Origin of the sequence: Micromonospora sp. NPDC005413, from assembly GCF_040606435.1 — a bacterium.
In the GTDB taxonomy this organism is placed as follows: Bacteria; Actinomycetota; Actinomycetes; order Mycobacteriales; family Micromonosporaceae; genus Micromonospora.
This window is the reverse complement of record NZ_JBEXEV010000040.1, coordinates 14,421-32,425: the sequence shown is the minus strand read 5'-3', so window position 1 is coordinate 32,425 and position 18,005 is coordinate 14,421. Positions and strand designations below refer to the sequence as shown.

Genomic DNA, 18,005 nt, shown 5'->3' with positions numbered 1-18,005 from the left:
GCATGGAGCTGCACGACAACACGGGCCACCCGAGGAGGTGGGCGATCCTGGGGGTGCTGGTGATCAGCCTCCTCGTGGTCGTCCTCGACAACACGATTCTCAACGTCGCCCTGCGCACCCTGGCCGACCCGGTGCACGGCCTCGGCGCCAGCCAGGGCGAGCTGGAGTGGTCCATCAACTCCTACACGCTGGTCTTCGCCGGGCTGCTGTTCACCTTCGGGGTGCTCGGCGACCGCGCCGGCCGCAAGCGCTTCCTGATCATCGGTCTGGTGCTGTTCGGGCTGGCGTCGCTGCTCTCCGCGTACGCCCAGAGCCCGGCCCAGCTGATCGCGGCCCGCGCCCTGATGGGGGTCGGCGGCGCGGCCATCATGCCGGTGACGCTGTCGATCATCTCCAACGTCTTCGACCCGCGCGAGCGCGGCCGGGCGATCGGCGTCTGGGCCGGCGCGGTCGGCCTCGCCGTGGCGATCGGCCCAATCCTCGGCGGTGCGCTGCTGGAGCACTTCTGGTGGGGCTCGGTCTTCCTGATCAACGTGCCGGTGGTCGCCGTCGGCGTGGTGCTGGTCGCCCTGCTGGTCCCCGAGTCGCGTGACCCCCGTCCGGGCCGCGTCGACGTGCCCGGCGTCCTGCTCTCCGTGGTCGGCCTGGTCGCCCTCTCCTACGGCATCATCGACGGCGGCGAGCACGGCTTCGGCCGACCGGTGGCCTGGGGTTCGATCCTCGTCGGCCTGGCGGTGCTGGCCTGGTTCGTGCAGCACGAACGACGCAGCGACCACCCGTCGCTGGACGTCCGGCTGTTCACGCTGCCCCGGTTCGCCGCACCCGTGGCCATCGTCGGCCTGGTGTTCTTCGCCGCGATGGGCGTGATGTTCTTCAGCTCGTTCTACCTGCAACTGGTGCGCGACTACAGCCCGCTGCAGACCGGCCTGCTCTTCCTGCCCTTCGCCGGCGCCCAGCTGATCTTCGCGCCGCGCAGCGCCGCGATGGTCCGCCGCTACGGCGGCCGGGCGGTCGCCACCGTCGGGCTGGCGCTGACCGTGCTGGCACTGGCCGCGTTCGCCTTCATCGACGCGTCCACCCCGATCTGGATCGTGCTGGTCGTCTTCTTCCTCCAGGGCGTCGGAATGGCCAACATCATGCCGCCGGCAACCGAGTCGATCATGTCGGCGCTGCCCCGGGAGAAGGCCGGCGTGGGCTCCGCGGTGAGCAACACCGTCCGCCAGGTGGCCGGCGCGCTCGGCGTGGCGGTCCTCGGCTCGGTGCTCTCCGCGGTCTACCGGGCCGACATGGACGGCGCGCTGACCGGTCTGCCCGCGCAGGCCCGCGACACGGCCAACGAGTCGATCTCCGGGGCGTACGCGGCGGCCGGGCAACTCGGCCCGGCGGCACCGGCGCTGATCTCGGCGGCCAACGACGCCTTCGTCACCGCCATGCACTGGGCGGCGGGGCTCTCCGCGGTGGTCGCCGCGCTCGGGATCCTGGTGGTGCTGCGCTGGATGCCGGGCCGGGAGGTCACGCCTGCCGTACCGGCGGCGCCGGCCGCAGAACCCGAGTTGGCCGGAACGGCCTAGGTTCGGGGACAATGTCCGACATGATGTCCACTGCCGATGCTCCGCGGTCGCCCGGGCGACCGCGGAGCCTCCGCGCCGACGAGGCGATCATCGAGGCCGCCCTCGACCTGCTCGCCGAGGGCAGCACCACCGAGGCGCTCTCGATCGAGGCGATCGCCGCTCGCGCCGGGGTCGGCAAGGCCACCATCTACCGCCGCTGGGCCGGCAAGGATGCGCTGCTGCTGGACGCGCTGCGCCGGCTCAAGGGCGTCCTGCCGCAGCCCGAGGGGCACACCATCCGGGACGATCTGATCCTGCTGGTCGGCGCCATCGGGAAAAATGTCGACCCGCGCGCGGCGAAGATCATGCCCTGCCTGGTGCCCGAGGTGAACCGCAGCCCCGACCACTTCCAGCTCTACCAGAACATCATCGCCCCGCGCCGGCAGCTGATGCGCGAGGTGCTCCGGCGCGGGATCGACGAGGGAACGCTCCGGCCCGACATCGACGTGGAGGTGACGATGGCTCTCCTCACCGGGCCGATGCTGATCCAGCGGGTGCTGCAATGGAACCCGGACCTGGACGACCAGACCCTGCCCGAGCAGGTCGTCGACACCGTGCTGGCGGGCCTCCAGGCCCGCTGACCCGCCCCGCGCCCCGCCCCGCGCCCGCCCCGCCCCGCCGATCTAGGGGATATCGCTGCTGTTGGAGATCAACCAGCGATGATCTGCCCTAGATCGGCGCGTCAGCCGGCGGGGGCGCGGAGGCGGTTCAGGCGCAACGCTAGCTGCACCTCCAGCGCCCGCTCGGGCCGCTGCCAGTCGGTGCCGAGCAGCTGCCCGACCCGTTCCAACCGCTGGGTCACCGTGTTGACGTGCACGTGCAGCTGCTCGGCGGCCCGGGCCAGGCTGCCACCCACCCCGAAGTACGCCTCCAGCGTCTTCACCAGAGCCGTGCCCCGCCGGGCGTCGTAGTCGACCACCGGCCCGACCGTGGCGCTGAGGAACTGGGTCACGTCCTTCTCACCCCGGTCACCGACCGTGCCCAGCAGCAGCCCGACGAAGCCCAGCTCAGCGGTGCTCGCCCCCTGACCGGCACGGCCCAGCGCGCCCAGCGCGGTCAGGCAGCGATCCGCCTCGTGGAACGTCCCGGCCAGCGCCGCCGGCCCGTTCGACGGGCCACTCGCCCCGGCGGTCACCGGTCGGGCGGTCACCCGGGACAGGTCCCGGGCCACCGCACGGGCACTGCCACCGGCGTCCAGCCCCGGGAGCATCAGCACCACCCGGCCGTCGCGCGCCGCTGCCAGCCCGCCACGCGCCGAGGCGTACGTGGTGGCCCAGGAGAGCACCCGCTGCCGGGCCGAGCCGGTCGCGGCGATCGCGTCGTCGCCCACCGCCACCAGCACATGTGGCGCGTCCAGGTCCACCCCGAGTCGTCGGGCCCGGCTGCGCAGCGCGTCGGTGTCGCGCAGCGGGCGGGCGATCAGGTCGTCCAGCAACTCGCCGCGGACCCGCCCCTCCGCCTCGGCGACCGTCCGACGGAACAGCAGCAGCAGCGCGGTCACCAGCGCGGCGCGTTCCAGGATCCGCTGGTCGGCGTCGACCAGCTCGTCGTCCGGGCGCAGGACCAGGGCACCCAGGTTCTCCGCGCCAGCAACCACCGCCGCGTACCAGAGTGGGCCGCGTCGAACGCTGCGCCCCTCGGTCCGGGACGCGGCCACCGCCTCGACGATGTCCGCCCGGTCCGGCTCGTTGATCTCGCCGACCCGGGCCAGTAGCCGGCCCTCGGCGTCCAGCGCCAGCAGCGCACCGTCCAGCACCTCGGTCACCGCGGCCGCCACGTCCTCCACACCGCCGCCGCGCAGCACGAGCGCGGTCATTCGGTCGTGCGCCGCCGCGGCCCGCTCCACCGAGCTGCTGTGCGCCCGGATGGTGGTGTTCGCCGCCGACAGCTCGGCCAACGCCGAGCGGGTCTCGGTCAGCAGTCGGGCGGTGTCGATCGCCACCGCGGCGTGCGCGGCGAGCGAGACCAGCAGCGCCACCTCCTCGCGGACGAATGGCCGGGCCGAACGATTGGCCGCGTAGAGCACACCGATCGAGGTGGAACCGAGCCGCAACGGCACCCCGAGGATCGCCACGAGGCCCTCCTCCCCGACCCCGGCGTCGATCTCACCGGTGTGGTGGAAGCGCGCGTCCTCGCCGTAGTTGGCGGTGACGTACGGGGCTCCGGACTGGGCCACCAGGCCCCCGAGGCCAGCGCCCATCGGCAGTCGCAACCGCTGGAAACGGGCCGATACCGACCCGTCGGTCACCCGCATGTACGTGTCGCCGTGCTCGTCGTCGTTGAGCGTCATGTAGGCCACGTCGGCGCCGAGCAGGTTACGGGCCCGGTGCACGATCGCCCGCAGCACGTCGTCCAGGTCGCGCAGCCCGGCCAGGTCGCTGACCGTGTCGTACAGGCCGGACAGCTCGGTCTCGCGGCGGCGCCGACGCTCCAGCAGCGCGCGGACCCGCAACGCCACCGTCTTGGCCTGCTCCAGCTCGGCCAACCGGTCGGGCGGCAGCCCGGCGGCCCGCGCGGCCACCAGCGGTCCCTCGAACTCGACCGCCGCGGCCTCACGGGCGAGCAGTTCCAGGAACTCCACCGGCGATGACATGGTCGACATTGTGCTCGGGCCCACTAGTTGGCCGTCCAGCCCCCGTCGAGGGCGATCGACGCCCCGGTGATGAACGCCGCCGGCGGCGAGCAGAGGTACGCCATCAGTTCGGCGACCTCCTCCGGTTCGATCAGTCGCTTGATCGCGGCCCGGGCCAGCATGATCTTCTCGATCACCTCGGCCTCCTCGATGCCGTGGCTGGCCGCCTGGTCGGCGATCTGGCTCTCCACCAGGGCGGTGCGCACGTACGCCGGGTTGATGCAGTTGGCGGTCACTCCGTGCGGGGCGCCCTCAAGGGCGACCACCTTCGACAGCCCTTCCAGGGCGTGCTTGGCCGAGACGTAGGCCGCCTTGTACGGCGAGGCACGCAACCCGTGCACCGAGGAGATGTTGACGATCCGCCCCCACCCCCGGGCGTACATGTGCGGCAACGCCCGGCGGATCAGCAGGAACGGCGCCTCCACCATCACCCGCTGGATGTACTCGAAGCGCTCGACGGGAAAGTCCTGCACAGGCGCGACGTGCTGGAGCCCGGCGTTGTTCACCACGATGTCCACGTCCACGTCGAGGCGGTCCACGGCCGCGGCGTCGGACAGGTCGACGCCCTCGGCCCGGCCTCCGGCCTCGGCGGCCACGGCCTTGGCCGCCTCCAGGTTGCGGTCCACCACGAGCACCTGGGCGCCGGCCGCAGCCAGCCGCAGGGCGCAGGCCCGCCCGATGCCGCTGCCGCCCCCGGTGACCAGGGCGGTCCGACCGGCGAGGTCGACCTGTACGACGTGGGGGACCGCCACGGGTTCTGCCGTCATGGCGCAAGAAGTTACGAGCTGTGTGCTCCCCGGCACATGGGCCAGCGACACATACTCCGGGGCAAAGCTGTGTGGCAACCCCGGCAACCCTCGCGGCCCTCGCCGTGCTGGCGGCCCTCGCCGTGCTGGCGGCCCGCCGCTCCGCCGATCATGGAATTGTGATGCCCGTTTACCGACGATTCGCGCGCTCTGCTCCCACCACAACGCCATGATCGACAAGCGTTGGCGCGACGCGCGCCGCGAGCTCTGGCAATCTTGGACAGTTTCCGTTAGCTCGGCGGGCCCTCCTAACGGAAACTGTCCAAGATCTCCGCACTAAAGGCCGCGAGAGACGGGCAAGGCGCTTCGGATGCGGCAGCAGGCGAGCCGGTCAGGGTCCCGACGTAGGCCGGCCCCGACGTGGGGCGGGCAGGCGCGGCCCCCGACGTGAGGGCCTGGCATGGACGGGCGGCGCAAGCGCTGCGCACGGCGCAGACGCCGCAACGAATGCGAGGGCGTGTCCCGTGGGGCCCGTGAGAGAGCAGGCAGTTAGGGTGTCGAACACACGTACTGCTGACGGCTGGGGGAGGGGGCGGCGTGCGGGTGCTGGGGGTTGACCCGGGGCTGACCCGGTGTGGGGTGGGCGTGGTCGAGGGTGTGCCCGGCCGGCCCTGCACTCTGGTCGCCTACTACGTGGTCTACACCGACCCGGCCGACGACCTGTCGCTGCGCCTGTTGCACCTGGACCGGTCGCTGACCGAGTTGGTCGCCAAGCACCAGCCGGAGAGCGTCGCCGTCGAGCGGGTGTTCAGCCAGCACAACGTCCGTACGGTGATGGGCACCGCGCAGGCCAGCGGCATCGCCGTGCTGGCGGGGGCGCGCGCCGGGTTGCCGGTGCAGACGTACACCCCGAGCGAGGTGAAGGCGGCGGTGACCGGCTCCGGTCAGGCCGACAAGGCGCAGATGACCGCCATGGTGACCCGGCTGCTGCGGCTGGCCGAGCCACCGAAGCCGGCCGACGCCGCCGACGCGCTCGCCCTGGCCATCTGCCATGTGTGGCGGGGCGGGACCCGTTCCAAGCTGGCCGCGGCGGCCGACCGGGCACGACGAGGAGGAGCACGATGATCGCCAGCGTGCGCGGCACGGTGACCGCGACGGGCCCGGACCAGGCCGTGATCGAGGTTGGCGGTGTCGGCCTCGCCGTGCACTGCGCCCCCGGGACGCTCGCGGAGCTGCGGGTCGGGCAGGTCGCCCGGCTCGCCACCAGCTTGATCGTGCGGGAAGACTCGCTGACCCTTTACGGCTTCGCCGACGACGACGCCAAGTCGCTGTTCGAGCTGCTCCAGACCGCTAGCGGGGTCGGCCCGCGGCTGGCCCAGGCGGTGTTGGCCGTGCACACCCCGGACGCGGTACGCAAGGCGATCGCCAACGCCGACACGGCCGCGCTGACGCGGGTTCCCGGGATCGGCAAGAAGGGTGCCGAACGCCTGGTGCTGGAGCTGCGCGACCGGATCGGCCCGGTGTCGATCGGCGCCGACGGCGTGGGCGGAGTGACCCGGGGCAGCTGGCCCGAACAGGTCCGGCAGGCACTGGTCGGGCTGGGCTGGACGGCCGGTCAGGCCGATCAGGCGGTGGCCGCCGTGGCGGAGAGCATCGAGGGCGAGACCCCGCCGGTGCCGGTCCTGCTCAAGCAGGCCATCCGCCTGCTCGGTCGCACCCGATGAACGCCCAGCCGCGACGGGAGGCGGCACGATGAGCGCGAGGAGTGAGCCGGGCTTGCGAGCCCCGCAGTCGCGAATGAAGAGGGCTCGATGAGCGCGAGGAGTGAGCCGGGCTTGCGAGCCCCGCAGTCGCGAATGAAGAGGGCACGGTGAGTGAGACCGAGGGGCTTGTCTCGGCGTACGTCAGCGACGCCGACCGGGACGCGGAGGCCACGGTACGGCCGAAACGGCTGGCCGAGTTCATCGCCCAGGACCGGGTGCGCGACCAGCTCGACCTGTTGTTGCAGGGCGCGATGCGGCGGGGGTCGCCACCGGATCACATCCTGCTCTCCGGCCCGCCGGGGCTCGGGAAGACGAGTCTGGCGAATATCGTCGCCGCCGAGCTGGGCGCGGGCATCCGGGTGACCAGCGGCCCGGCGATCGAGCGTTCCGGTGACCTCGCGGCGATCCTGACGAGTCTCGCCGAGGGCGACGTGCTCTTCATCGACGAGATCCACCGCATCGCGCGGCCGGCCGAGGAGCTGCTCTACAGCGCGATGGAGGACTTCCGGGTCGACGTGGTGGTCGGCAAGGGGCCGGGCGCGACCGCGATTCCGTTGGACGTCGAGCCGTTCACGCTGGTCGGCGCGACGACGCGCTCGGGCCTGCTGACCGGGCCGATGCGGGACCGGTTCGGCTTCGTGGCGCACCTCGACTTCTACGCCCCGGCGGATCTGGAGACGCTGCTGCACCGCTCGGCGCGGATTCTCGGCGTGCCGATCACCGCCGAGGGCGCGACCGAGATCGCCGGCCGCTCCCGGGGCACCCCGCGAATCGCGAACCGGCTGTTGCGCCGGGTCCGCGACTACGCGGAGGTGCGGGCCGACGGCGTGGTCGATCTCGCCACCGCCCGTGCCGCGTTGATCGTGTACGACGTGGACGCGCTCGGCCTGGACCGGTTGGACCGGGCGGTGCTGACCGCACTGGTCGATTCGTTCCGAGGTGGTCCGGTCGGTCTGTCCACCCTTGCCGTGGCGGTGGGGGAGCAGCCGGACACGGTCGAGGAGGTCTGCGAGCCGTTCCTGGTGCGCGCTGGTCTGTTGGCCCGTACGCCTCGGGGTCGGGTGGCTACCGAGGCCGCCTGGCGGCATCTGGGGCGCACACCACCGAATGGTACATTTGGCATGGATAGTCCACCTGTGCCCGATCTGTTCTCCTTGGATACCGATCAGCCGTGATGTGAACGTGATCTGTGCCGCATTCGGCGTTCTCAGGTGCAGGGTTTAGACTTCGCCGCGGTCTCTACAGGACGTGAGAATCCGCCTCCGCTCCGGCACCCCAGGTGCCGGGCCGGTGGCCAATGGGAAGGTCAGTAACCGTGCAATTAGCAGCAGCGGGTGGCGGGGCCGGCAGTTTCACGCCGATCCTGATGATCGCCCTGCTCTTCGGTGTCATGTACTTCATGATGATCCGGCCCCAGCAGAAGCGCCGTCGCGAGGCGGAGTCGATGCAGTCGAGCCTCGGCCCCGGCGACGAGGTCGTGACCATCGGCGGGCTCTACGGCACGGTCACCGGCATCGAGGACGACACCGTCCTGATCGAGGTCGCTCCGGGCGTGCAGACCCGCTACGCCCGCCCGGCCATCGCACGGGTGGTCACCCGCGCGGAGCTGCCGAGCGAGCCGATCAGCGAGGACGCGGACGCCGCCAAGGACTGACCCCTCCTGAGGGGTGGCGAGTCCGGCGTACGGCCGGTCGAACGGCTTCCGGACCGCCGCGCCCGACGGGGCAGCGGACGAGACGTGAAAACTGGATAGTTGGGTCGACGCCGGACGTCGGCACGTTCCCGTGACCGTCGGCGTCCCGCGCCGGCGTGACCGGCCCTCGTGTCGGCACCTCGTCGGCTCAGGGTAGAGCCGTCGGCCGGGACCCGGCCCGACACCGCCGCCGCTGCGCACAGCGGCGCGACCGTACAGGGAGACAGGACAGCCGTGGCACCACCTCAGGGACAGATGCGCCCCGGGCGGCAGCTCGCCGTGCTCGGGTTCATCTTCGTCGTCCTTTATCTTTTGGTGTTCTTCTCCGGCGCCAGCGGCAGCCTGAAGGACAGGCTCGAGCCCCGGCTCGGCCTGGACCTCATCGGCGGCACGCGGGTGACGCTGGAGGCGACCAACAGCGTCGACGGCAAGCCTCCGACGGCGGAGAACCTCGAGGAGGCCCGCCAGATCATCGAGAGTCGGGTCAACGCGTTCGGCGTGGCCGAGGCCGAGGTGGTCACCGAGGGCAACCGGAACATCGTCATCTCCCTGCCCGGTGAAAACCGGGACCTCACCGACGTGGGCAGCGCGGCCGAGCTGCGCTTCCGCAAGGTGCTCAAGGCCGCCGACGGCAGCGGGACGGCTGCCGTGCCGCCGCCGGCCGCCACGCCGGTCCCGTCCGGCAGTGCGGTCCCGTCCGGCAGTGCGGTCCCGACCCCGTCGGGCAGCGGCGCGCCGAAGGCGACCTCGTCGCCCAGCGGCGGTCAGGGCGGCATGGCCCCGGCGTCGCCCAGCGCCACGCCGACCCCCTCCGCGTCCGCCTCGGCGAGCGCCGCCGCGCCGTCGCCGAGCGCCAGCGCCGAGCCGGTCCCGGCCAGCATCGAGGAGCAGCGCAAGGCCGTCGAGCAGAAGGTCGGCGCTGCGTCATGGCAGGCCGCCAACGGTCTGCAGGCCCCCGCAGACCTGACCACCGACCCGTCGCTGGCTGACAAGCTCAAGCCGTTCGGCACGCTGTCGGCGCGCGAGGTCGCGGTGCTGCCGGCGCAGATGCAGTTCAACGTGCCGACGATCGGCTGCGAGCAGCTCGACGAGCGCCCGCCGGCGTCGATCTCCGACCCGAAGCAGCAGGTCGTCTCCTGCGAGGACAAGGTCTCGAAGTACCTGCTCGACCAGGCCAAGGTGCTCGGCACCGACGTGTCCGACGCCGACGCGGTGCTCGACCAGACCAACGCCTGGGTGGTCAGCCTGGACTTCACCGGCAACGGCCAGGGCAAGTGGACCGCCCTCACCCGTGAGGCGTTCAACAACGAGGGCCAGGCCTGCGACGCGACCGCACTCGGTCAGGACGGCAAGTGCCGGGTGGCCGTCGTGCTGGACAACGAGATCGTCTCCTCCCCGGAGATCCAGGGCGTGCTGACCGGCAACTCCCAGATCACCGGCAACTTCAACCAGAAGGACGCCAGTGCGCTCGCGGGTCAGCTGCGTTACGGCGCGCTGCCGGTGACCTTCGAGCAGCAGGAGCAGCAGAACGTCACCGCCACGCTGGGCGCCAGCCACCTGCGCGCCGGTCTGCTCGCGGCCGGCATCGGCATGCTGCTGGTCATCATCTACTCGTTCTTCTACTACCGGCTGCTCGGCTCGGTGATCTTCCTGAGCCTCATCCTCTCGGCGTTGCTGGTCTTCGGCGCGTTGGTGGTGCTCGGCCGGCAGATCGGCTTCACGCTCACCCTCGCCGGCATCGCCGGCATGATCGTCTCGCTCGGTGTGGCGGCGGACTCGTTCGTCATCTACTTCGAACGATTGAAGGACGAGATCAGAGAGGGGCGCAGCCCCCGCAGCGCGGTGCCCCGCGCCTGGATCCGGGCCCGCCGGACGATCATCTCGGCCAACGCGATCACCCTGCTCTCCGCGGTGGTGCTCTACGTGGTCTCGGTCGGCACGGTCAAGGGCTTCGCGTTCGCCCTCGGCCTGGCCACCGTGCTCGACCTGGTCGTGGTCTTCCTGTTCCGGCACCCGATCATGACGATGTTCGCCCGGACCCAGGCGTTCCTGTCCCCGCGGGTCAGCGGTCTGGGCCGGGCGCTTCCGGCCCGCACCCAGCAGACTCAGCCCCGCAATTCGCGCGCCAAGGAGGCCTGAGATGGCTGAAAACGGTCTGGCGAGCCGCCTCTACAACGGCGAGGCCGGTCTCAACATCGTCGGCCGGCGCAAGCTCTGGTTCGGCGTCGCCGGTGTCCTGATCCTGATCGCGATCCTCAGCTTCGGGCTGCGCGGCTTCAGCCTCGGCATCGAGTTCGCCGGCGGCAACTCGTTCCAGGTGCCGGCCAGCGTCGGCACCCTGGAGGACGCCGAGCGGGAGGTCAACTCGGCGCTCGCCGCCGAGAACACCGGCATCGAGGTCGCCACCGCGCAGAAGGTCGGCGGTCCCGGCGGCGACTCCTACGAGCTGCGCACCGGGCAGCTCAACGCCGAGCAGGCCAACGCCGTCAAGGCCCAGATCGCCGACGACCTCGGCATCAACGCCGACCAGATCAGCGGCAACCAGGTCAGCGAGGCGTGGGGCAGCCAGGTCACCGAGCGGGCCGTCCTCGGCCTGGTCATCTTCATCGCGCTGGTGATGGTCTACCTGATCCTGCGCTTCGAGTGGCGGATGGCCGTCGCCGCGGTCGCCTCGCTGATCACGAACCTGATCCTCACCGCCGGCATCTACTCGCTGGTCGGCTTCGAGGTCACCCCGTCGACGATCATCGGTTTCCTCACCATCCTGGGCTTCGCGCTCTACGACGTGGTGGTGGTCTTCGACAAGGTCCAGGAGAACACCCGGGGCATCACCGCCAACAACAACCAGACGTACGGCGAGGCGGCCAACCTGGCCGTCAACCAGAGCCTGATGCGGTCGCTGAACACCTCGGTGGTCGCTCTGCTGCCGGTCGGCGGTCTGCTCTTCATCGGTGCCGGCCTGCTCGGCGCCGGCACGTTGAAGGACCTCGGCCTGGTGCTGTTCGTCGGTATGGCGGTGGCATTCCTGACCTCCATCCTGGTGGCCACGCCGCTGCTGGCGTTGCTGAAGAACTACGACCCGCGGATCCAGGCGCACAACAAGCGCGTACTGGCCCGTCGGGGCGCTCTCGCCCGGGGCGAGGTCACCCCGAAGGGTGCCCCGAGCCCGGCCCAGGTCGACGCGGGCGATGAGCCGCTCGACCCGGACGCCGCCGCGCTGGCCGGTGCCGCCCCCAAGGTGGGCGCTCGGCCGACGGGCAAGCGGCCGACCGGTGCCCGGGGCGGTCGCCCGGGTGGCGGCGGCAACCGGCCTGGTGGCGCCAAGCGGCGCTGACCCGGGCGGAAAGACCCGAACGGCGTCCGGCATGCTGTGCGAGCAGCATTGCCGGACGCCGTCGTCGTTGAAGGGAAACGAAACAGCCGTGACGGAGACCCACAGCACCGCGGTGCGCGGGGACAGCGGCCCGGGGGCCGCCCAACTGGTCGCCAGCCGGGTGCTGGACGTGCCCGACTTCCCCAAGCCCGGCGTCATGTTCAAGGACCTGATGCCGCTGTTCGCCGACGGAAAGGTCTTCCGTGAGGTGGTCGACGGGATCGTCGAGTACCACGGGCGGGACGCCTTCGACGTGGTGGTCGGCATCGAGGCACGCGGGTTCGTCGTCGCGGCAGCCGTCGCGTACGCGGCCGGGGTGGGCGTGGTGCCGGTGCGCAAGGCCGGCAAGCTGCCCCGCCCGGCGCACTCGATTTCCTACGCCCTCGAGTACGGCGAGGCGACCCTGGAGGTGCACGAGGACGCCTTCACCGCCGGGCACCGGGTGCTGGTGGTCGACGACGTGCTCGCCACCGGCGGCACCGCCGAGGCGACTCTGGACCTGGTCGAGCGGGCCGGCGGGACCGTGACCGGCTTCACCGTGCTCCTGGAGCTCGGCTTCCTGGGTGGGCGGAAGAAGCTGGCGCCCCGTCCCGTACATGCTCTGCTGACCGTTTGATCCCCGACCGGTCGGGCGGAGCCCGTGCCGACCGTCCGGCGGAGCGGCAGGGGCCCGCCCGGGCGGGTAGCATTGCCCATTGCTGACGCCGGCGGTATGCCGTCCGGCGGCGCGAGACCAGGCCGGCCGATGTTCGGCCGGTGTGTTTCCGGCGAGCGGTGAGGAGGCCGGTGTCCCACGATGTCGTCCCTCCGGCGGAGGGCACGGTGCACCCGACAGGCGACGCTGACGGCTCGGTGACCGACCGGACAGGCGACGCGCCGGCCCGGGTGACGGGCTCCGGCAAGGCCCCGGGCGAGAGCGCGGTGCGGCCGACCAGCGGCCCGCCGAGCGTCGAGGCGTCCCCGGGCGCCGATGGGGTCGTGGTGCCGTTCCCGACCGACGCGGGCATCGACCCGTCGCCCAGCGGTGGCTTCGGGCTGTCCAACGCGCCCACCGGTCGGCGGGTCCGGGCCCGGCTGGCCCGGTTCAACGCGCCCTGGCAGACCTCGCAGGTCAGCGAGGTGCTGGAGCCGCTCATCGCGAGCCACCGCGACAACCACCCCAAGGCCGACGCCCGCCTGCTCCAGCGCGCCTTCGACACGGCCGCACGGTGGCACTCCGGGCAGTACCGCAAGTCCGGTGACCCGTACATCACCCACCCCCTTGCCGTGGCGACCATCCTCGGCAACCTGGGGATGGACACCACCACGCTGGTCGCCGCGCTGCTGCACGACACCATCGAGGACACCGAATACACCCTCGACCAGATGCGTGCCGACTTCGGTGGCGAGGTCGCCCTGCTGGTCGACGGCGTCACGAAGCTCGACAAGGTCAAGCTGGGTGACGCGGCCAAGGCCGAGACGATCCGCAAAATGGTCGTGGCGATGGCCAAGGACCCGCGGGTGCTGGTGATCAAGCTGGCCGACCGGCTGCACAACATGCGCACCCTGACGTTCCTGCCCCGCCCCAAGCAGGAGCAGAAGGCCAAGGAGACGCTGGAGATCCTGGCCCCCCTCGCGCACCGGCTCGGTATGAACACGATCAAGTGGGAGCTGGAGGATCTCTCCTTCGGCACGTTGTTCCCGAAGCGCTACGAGGAGATCAACCGGCTGATCGGGGAGCACCAGCCGCAGCGCGAGGCGCTGCTGCGGCAGGTGACGCAGAAGGTGCAGACCGACCTGAAGGCCGCCAAGATCAAGGCGGAGACCACCGGGCGGCCGAAGCACCTCTACTCGATCTACCAGAAGATGATCGTGCGGGGTCGCGACTTCAACGACATCTACGACCTGGTCGGCGTGCGGATCCTGGTCGACACGGTTCGCGACTGCTACGCGGCGCTGGGTGTGATCCACGCCAACTGGCAGCCGGTGCCGGGCCGCTTCAAGGACTACATCGCGATGCCCAAGTTCAACATGTACCAGTCGTTGCACACGACGGTCATCGGGCCCACCGGCAAGCCGGTGGAGATGCAGATCCGCACGTACGCGATGCACCGCACCGCGGAGTTCGGCATCGCCGCGCACTGGAAGTACAAGGAGCACAAGGGCACCCAGATCGTCGGCCCGCCGGCGCACATCGACGAGATGACCTGGCTGCGGCAGTTGCTCGACTGGCAGCGGGAGGCGGCCGACCCGAGCGAGTTCCTCGACGCGCTGCGCTTCGACCTGTCCAGCCAGGAGGTGTACGTCTTCACCCCGAAGGGTGACGTCATCCCGCTGCCGACCGGGTCGACGCCGGTGGACTTCGCGTACGCGGTGCACACCGAGGTGGGGCACAAGTGCATCGGGGCGCGGGTCAACGGCAAGTTGGTGCCGCTGGAGTCGACGCTGTCCAACGGCGACGTGATCGAGATCTTCACGTCGAAGTCCGAGACCGCCGGGCCGACTCAGGACTGGCTGGGCTTCGTCAAGAGCCCGCGGGCGCGGACGAAGATCCGCCAGTACTTCAACAAGGAGCGGCGCGAGGAGGCGATCGAGGCCGGCAAGGACTCGATCGTCAAGGCGATGCGCAAGCAGGGCATGCCGTTGCAGCGGATGCTCACGTCCGACGCGCTCATGTCGATCGCCCGGGACCTGCACCTGGCCGACGTGGCCTCGCTCTACGCGGCGGTCGGCGACAGCCAGGTCTCCGCGCAGTCGGTGGTGCAGAAGCTGATGGCCGCGTACGGCGGCGAGGAGGGCGCGGCGGAGGACATCGCCGAGACCGCCGTCGCCACCCGGCCGCCGCGTAGCCGGCAGAGCAGCAGCGACCCCGGTGTCGTGGTCCGCGGCGTCAGCGACGTCTGGATCAAGCTGGCCCGCTGCTGCACCCCGGTCCCACCGGATTCGGTGTTCGGCTTCGTCACCCGCTCCGGTGGGGTGAGCGTGCACCGCGACGACTGCGCCAACGCGGAGGACCTGCGGGCGCAGAGCGAGCGGGTGGTCGAGGTGAGTTGGAAACTCACCTCCGCCTCGACGTTCCTGGTCGCCATCCAGGTGGAGGCCCTCGACCGGCACAAACTGCTGGCCGACGTCACCCGGGTGCTCTCCGACGAGCGGGTCAACATTCTCTCCGCCACCGTCACCACCACCCGCGACCGGGTGGCGGTGAGCCGGTTCAGCTTCGAGATGGCCGACCCGAAGCACCTGGGCCACCTGCTGGCCACGGTCCGCAAGGTGGACGGCGTCTTCGACGCGTACCGGGTCACCTCCGGCGCCTGACGCGTACCCCGCACACGGAAGCGCCCGCCGGCTCAGCCGGCGGGCGCTTCGTCGTGTTCTCGGGCGTCAGCCCTGCGGGTTGCTCATCATGAGGTCCTTGATGACGACCTCCTTCTTCGGGTGGCCACCGCCGGCCTGCTGGGCGAACGCCCCGTCGTCGCCGCTCTTGGCCACGTCCTTGACGAGGTCCAGGCCACCGGTGATGGTGCCCACCACCGTGTACGCCGGGTCCAGCGGCGAGTCGCCGTAGACGATGAAGAACTGGCTGCCGGTGCTGCCCGGCTGGCCGGAGTTGGCCATCGCGATGACACCCTCCGGGTACGGCGGGCGCTTGTCGGTCGGCAGGTTCTCCTCGGGCAGACGGTAGCTCGGGCCTCCGGTGCCGTCGGTCTCCCGCCAGCCGTTGCCGGTCGCGCTCGGGTCACCGCACTGCAACACCTTGATGCCCTCGGTCACGAGGCGGTGGCACTTGGTGTTGTCGAAGAAGTTCTTCTCCGCGAGGTAGCTGAAGCTGCCCGCCGTGCACGGCACCAGCGACCGGTCGACCTTGGCGGTGATCGGGCCCAGGTTGGTGTCGATCGTCATGGTCTGCACGCCGGTGGCGGACTGCTCGTTGCTCGGCAGCCCCACGTCCTTGATCTGCGCGGGCCGCTGCTCGGTGGGGAGCGCGGTGAACGCGCACTCGGACGCGCCGGGCGCCTGAGCGGCCGTGTCGGGCTTGTCGTCGTCGCCGCCGAGGGTCATCGCCAGCCAGACGGTGCCGGCGACCACGAGCACCAGCGCGGCACCCGCGCTGACGATTGCCTGCGTCTGCCGCCGCTTGCGGGCCTTGGCCGCGCGCTCGGCCATCTCCTTCTCGAGCCGGGCGCGTGCCGCCGCGCGCTGCCGCTCTCTGGTGGACGTCACGCCTGGATCCTCCTGGCTGTTTGCTGCTGGGGTGCCGCTTGGGTGGGTGGTGGCGACCGGTCAGCCAGCGCTTGGGCTGCTGGCCGGGGCGCCGGAGGCCGACGGTGCCGCACCGGTGACCGGCTCACCGACAGTGAGGCTCTGGATCGTCACGTCGGTGCCGGGCTTGACCTTGGCCCCGGTCCCATTGTCCACGGTCGGGAGAGCGCCGATCTTCTCCACCACATCCAGCCCGCCGGTAACCCGGCCGATCACCGGGTACTTCGGGTCGGTGGTGGTGAAGTCCTTGAAGAAGAGCAGGAACTGGCTGCCGTTGTTGCCCGGTGGGTTGGCGATCATCGCCACGGTGCCCTTCGGGTACGTCGGCGGCTGGCCGGGAGCTGGGCTGGCCGACGGAGACGCCGACGGCACGGTCGGCAGCTCTTCGTCGTAGAACGAGTAGGTCGGCCCGCCGAGGCCGGTGCCGCTGGGATCGCCGCAGCGCAGCGCGCCCTCGGTGGTGATCTCGTGGCACTTGGTGTTGTCGTAGAACGACTTGCTCGCCAGGTGGGCGATGCTCGCCGCCGCGCACGGCGAGTTGGTCAGGCTCAGCTCCGCGGTGATCGGCGCGCCCTGGTTGGTGGTCACGGTCATCGCCCGGGTGCCGTCGGTGGGCAGGCCCTTGGTCTCCGGCGTGCCGACGTCCTTGAGGTTCGTGTTGGTCGTCGCGTCCTGCGGCGTCCAGAGGCAGGTGTCCTCCGTCGCCGTGTTCTGCTTCGGGTCGGAGTCGAAGGCTCCGAGTGCCCAGGCCGAGCCGGCCACGACCAGTACGAGGATCAGGGCGGCACCGACGCCAGCCTGGATCCGCCGACGGCGCCGCGTGGCGGCGGCCCGGCGTGCCAACTGCCGGTCGAGCTTGGCCCGCGCCATTTTGCGCTGCCGGTCCCTGCTGGAAGCCACCCGTGCTCCCCTTTCCTCTACCTGGTTGTCGCCGGCGGCCGGGCGTCCCGGCCCGTCCGGGCGCCACGTGTGCCGCGCCACACGCCCGCCAGAGTGTACGGCTAGCGACTGGGAATGTGGTGTACGAGGTCCACCCCGTTCCGAGCAGCGCTTATCGGGAGTTGTCACTGTGCCTCGCGGGGTGGGAGGGACGGACGCGGCAAACTCGCTCGGCCCGCCGGTTAGGCTGCTGGACAGGACGACAGCTGCTCGACGGAAAGGACAGCGCCCGTGCTCGTGGCCGGCTTTCCCGCGGACGCCTTCGGCACCAACTGCTACGTGGTTGCCACCGCGCCGGGGGAGCAGTGCGTGGTGGTCGACCCCGGCATCGGGGTGCTCGACCAGCTCGACGCGCTGCTCGCCGAGCACCGCCTGCATCCGGCCGCCGTCCTGCTCACCCACGGCCACCTCGACCACACCTTCTCGGTCGCGCCGGTCTGCGGTGCGCGCGGCATCACCGCGTACGTGCACCCGGGTGACCGGGAGATGCTGGCCGACCCGTCCAAGGGCATCTCAGCCGACCTGGCGTCGCTCTTCGGCGGCCGGCTCACCTACAGCGAGCCAGAGGACGTGGCGGAGCTGACCGACGGCGCCACCCTCACGCTCGCCGGCCTGGAGATCGCCGTCGACCATGCCCCGGGCCATACCGGCGGGTCGGTGCTGTTCCGGCTGCCCGGCGCGGGGTCGGGCTGGGAGGCCGACGAGCTGTGCCTCTCCGGCGACGTGCTCTTCGCTGGCTCGATCGGCCGCACCGACCTGCCGGGCGGGAGCATGCCAGCCATGCTCACCAGCCTGCGCGACAAGATCCTCCCGCTGGCCGACGACACCGTCGTGCTGCCCGGCCACGGCCCCAGCACGACCATCGGCCGCGAGCGCGCCAGCAATCCGTACCTCATCGAGGTGGCGCAGGTCGGCGGCGGCCGACCGGCGGCGCCCACCCGGGGCCTCTAGACCTTCTCCGCGCCGCGCGCGGACCCACGACACCACCGCGCCGCGGGCGCGGAACC

15 protein-coding genes are annotated in these 18,005 nt (G+C 71.3%); 11 read left to right on the top strand and 4 right to left on the bottom strand.

Annotated elements, in window-relative coordinates:
- Positions 1–2: 2 nt before the first annotated feature.
- On the top strand, positions 3–1,571 hold the full coding sequence (locus ABZS37_RS29000) for an MFS transporter (protein ID WP_355174151.1): 1,569 nt from the start codon (positions 3–5) through the stop codon (positions 1,569–1,571).
- A gap of 11 nt (positions 1,572–1,582) precedes the next feature.
- Positions 1,583–2,191 carry a TetR/AcrR family transcriptional regulator gene (locus ABZS37_RS28995; protein WP_355174149.1) on the top strand — a complete coding sequence of 203 codons (609 nt, stop codon included), beginning with the start codon at positions 1,583–1,585 and terminating at the stop codon, positions 2,189–2,191.
- Positions 2,192–2,292: 101 nt separating this feature from the next.
- Here ABZS37_RS28995 and ABZS37_RS28990 read toward each other — a convergent pair whose 3' ends face one another.
- The gene (locus ABZS37_RS28990; RefSeq protein WP_355174147.1) at positions 2,293–4,212 is read right to left on the bottom strand and encodes a helix-turn-helix domain-containing protein; all 1,920 of its coding nucleotides are present in this window, start codon (positions 4,210–4,212) and stop codon (positions 2,293–2,295) included.
- 14 nt (positions 4,213–4,226) lie between these two features.
- A complete protein-coding gene (locus ABZS37_RS28985; protein WP_355174145.1) occupies positions 4,227–5,009 on the bottom strand; it encodes a 3-hydroxybutyrate dehydrogenase in 783 nt (260 codons plus the stop codon).
- 576 nt (positions 5,010–5,585) lie between these two features.
- Between ABZS37_RS28985 and ruvC the strand changes: the two genes are divergently transcribed.
- From ruvC to ABZS37_RS28945, 8 genes are all read left to right on the top strand, one after another.
- Positions 5,586–6,113 carry a crossover junction endodeoxyribonuclease RuvC gene (ruvC, locus tag ABZS37_RS28980; protein ID WP_355174143.1) on the top strand — a complete coding sequence of 176 codons (528 nt, stop codon included), beginning with the start codon at positions 5,586–5,588 and terminating at the stop codon, positions 6,111–6,113.
- Entirely contained in the window at positions 6,110–6,712 is a 603-nt protein-coding gene (gene ruvA / locus ABZS37_RS28975; RefSeq protein ID WP_355174141.1) for a Holliday junction branch migration protein RuvA, read from the top strand. The genes ruvC and ruvA overlap by 4 nt, the downstream gene beginning before the upstream one ends.
- Positions 6,713–6,858: 146 nt before the next feature.
- Positions 6,859–7,926 (top strand): Holliday junction branch migration DNA helicase RuvB, encoded by a 1,068-nt coding sequence (ruvB, locus tag ABZS37_RS28970; RefSeq protein WP_355174139.1) that lies wholly within the window; start codon positions 6,859–6,861, stop codon positions 7,924–7,926.
- A gap of 140 nt (positions 7,927–8,066) precedes the next feature.
- A complete protein-coding gene (gene yajC / locus ABZS37_RS28965; RefSeq protein WP_355174137.1) occupies positions 8,067–8,405 on the top strand; it encodes a preprotein translocase subunit YajC in 339 nt (112 codons plus the stop codon).
- 273 nt (positions 8,406–8,678) lie between these two features.
- Positions 8,679–10,583: a protein translocase subunit SecD gene (secD, locus tag ABZS37_RS28960; protein WP_355174135.1), complete on the top strand. Its 1,905-nt coding sequence runs from the start codon at positions 8,679–8,681 to the stop codon at positions 10,581–10,583.
- A gap of 1 nt (position 10,584) precedes the next feature.
- Positions 10,585–11,778, top strand: coding sequence for a protein translocase subunit SecF (gene secF, locus ABZS37_RS28955; protein WP_355174133.1), 1,194 nt, complete (start codon positions 10,585–10,587; stop codon positions 11,776–11,778).
- An 88-nt stretch (positions 11,779–11,866) separates the two neighbouring features.
- The gene (locus ABZS37_RS28950) at positions 11,867–12,433 is read left to right on the top strand and encodes an adenine phosphoribosyltransferase (protein ID WP_355174131.1); all 567 of its coding nucleotides are present in this window, start codon (positions 11,867–11,869) and stop codon (positions 12,431–12,433) included.
- A 170-nt stretch (positions 12,434–12,603) separates the two neighbouring features.
- A complete protein-coding gene (locus tag ABZS37_RS28945) occupies positions 12,604–15,114 on the top strand; it encodes a bifunctional (p)ppGpp synthetase/guanosine-3',5'-bis(diphosphate) 3'-pyrophosphohydrolase (RefSeq protein WP_355174129.1) in 2,511 nt (836 codons plus the stop codon).
- 66 nt (positions 15,115–15,180) lie between these two features.
- On the opposite strand, the gene ABZS37_RS28940 is transcribed toward ABZS37_RS28945, so the two are convergent.
- Positions 15,181–16,020, bottom strand: coding sequence for a peptidylprolyl isomerase (locus ABZS37_RS28940; RefSeq protein ID WP_355174127.1), 840 nt, complete (start codon positions 16,018–16,020; stop codon positions 15,181–15,183).
- Positions 16,021–16,080: 60 nt separating this feature from the next.
- Positions 16,081–16,959 carry a peptidylprolyl isomerase gene (locus tag ABZS37_RS28935; protein ID WP_355174125.1) on the bottom strand — a complete coding sequence of 293 codons (879 nt, stop codon included), beginning with the start codon at positions 16,957–16,959 and terminating at the stop codon, positions 16,081–16,083.
- A gap of 270 nt (positions 16,960–17,229) precedes the next feature.
- Between ABZS37_RS28935 and ABZS37_RS28930 the strand changes: the two genes are divergently transcribed.
- The gene (locus ABZS37_RS28930) at positions 17,230–17,949 is read left to right on the top strand and encodes an MBL fold metallo-hydrolase (RefSeq protein ID WP_355174123.1); all 720 of its coding nucleotides are present in this window, start codon (positions 17,230–17,232) and stop codon (positions 17,947–17,949) included.
- The last annotated feature ends 56 nt before the right edge of the window (positions 17,950–18,005 follow it).

Excerpts from the sequence above, each read along its gene's own strand:
- ABZS37_RS29000 (WP_355174151.1), top strand. The coding sequence starts at position 3 with ATGGAGCTGCACGACAACACGGGCCACCCGAGGAGGTGGGCGATCCTG.
- ABZS37_RS28995 (WP_355174149.1), top strand. The coding sequence starts at position 1,583 with ATGTCCGACATGATGTCCACTGCCGATGCTCCGCGGTCGCCCGGGCGA.
- ABZS37_RS28990 (WP_355174147.1), bottom strand. The coding sequence starts at position 4,212 with ATGTCGACCATGTCATCGCCGGTGGAGTTCCTGGAACTGCTCGCCCGT.
- ABZS37_RS28985 (WP_355174145.1), bottom strand. The coding sequence starts at position 5,009 with ATGACGGCAGAACCCGTGGCGGTCCCCCACGTCGTACAGGTCGACCTC.
- ruvA (WP_355174141.1), top strand. The coding sequence starts at position 6,110 with ATGATCGCCAGCGTGCGCGGCACGGTGACCGCGACGGGCCCGGACCAG.
- secF (WP_355174133.1), top strand. The coding sequence starts at position 10,585 with ATGGCTGAAAACGGTCTGGCGAGCCGCCTCTACAACGGCGAGGCCGGT.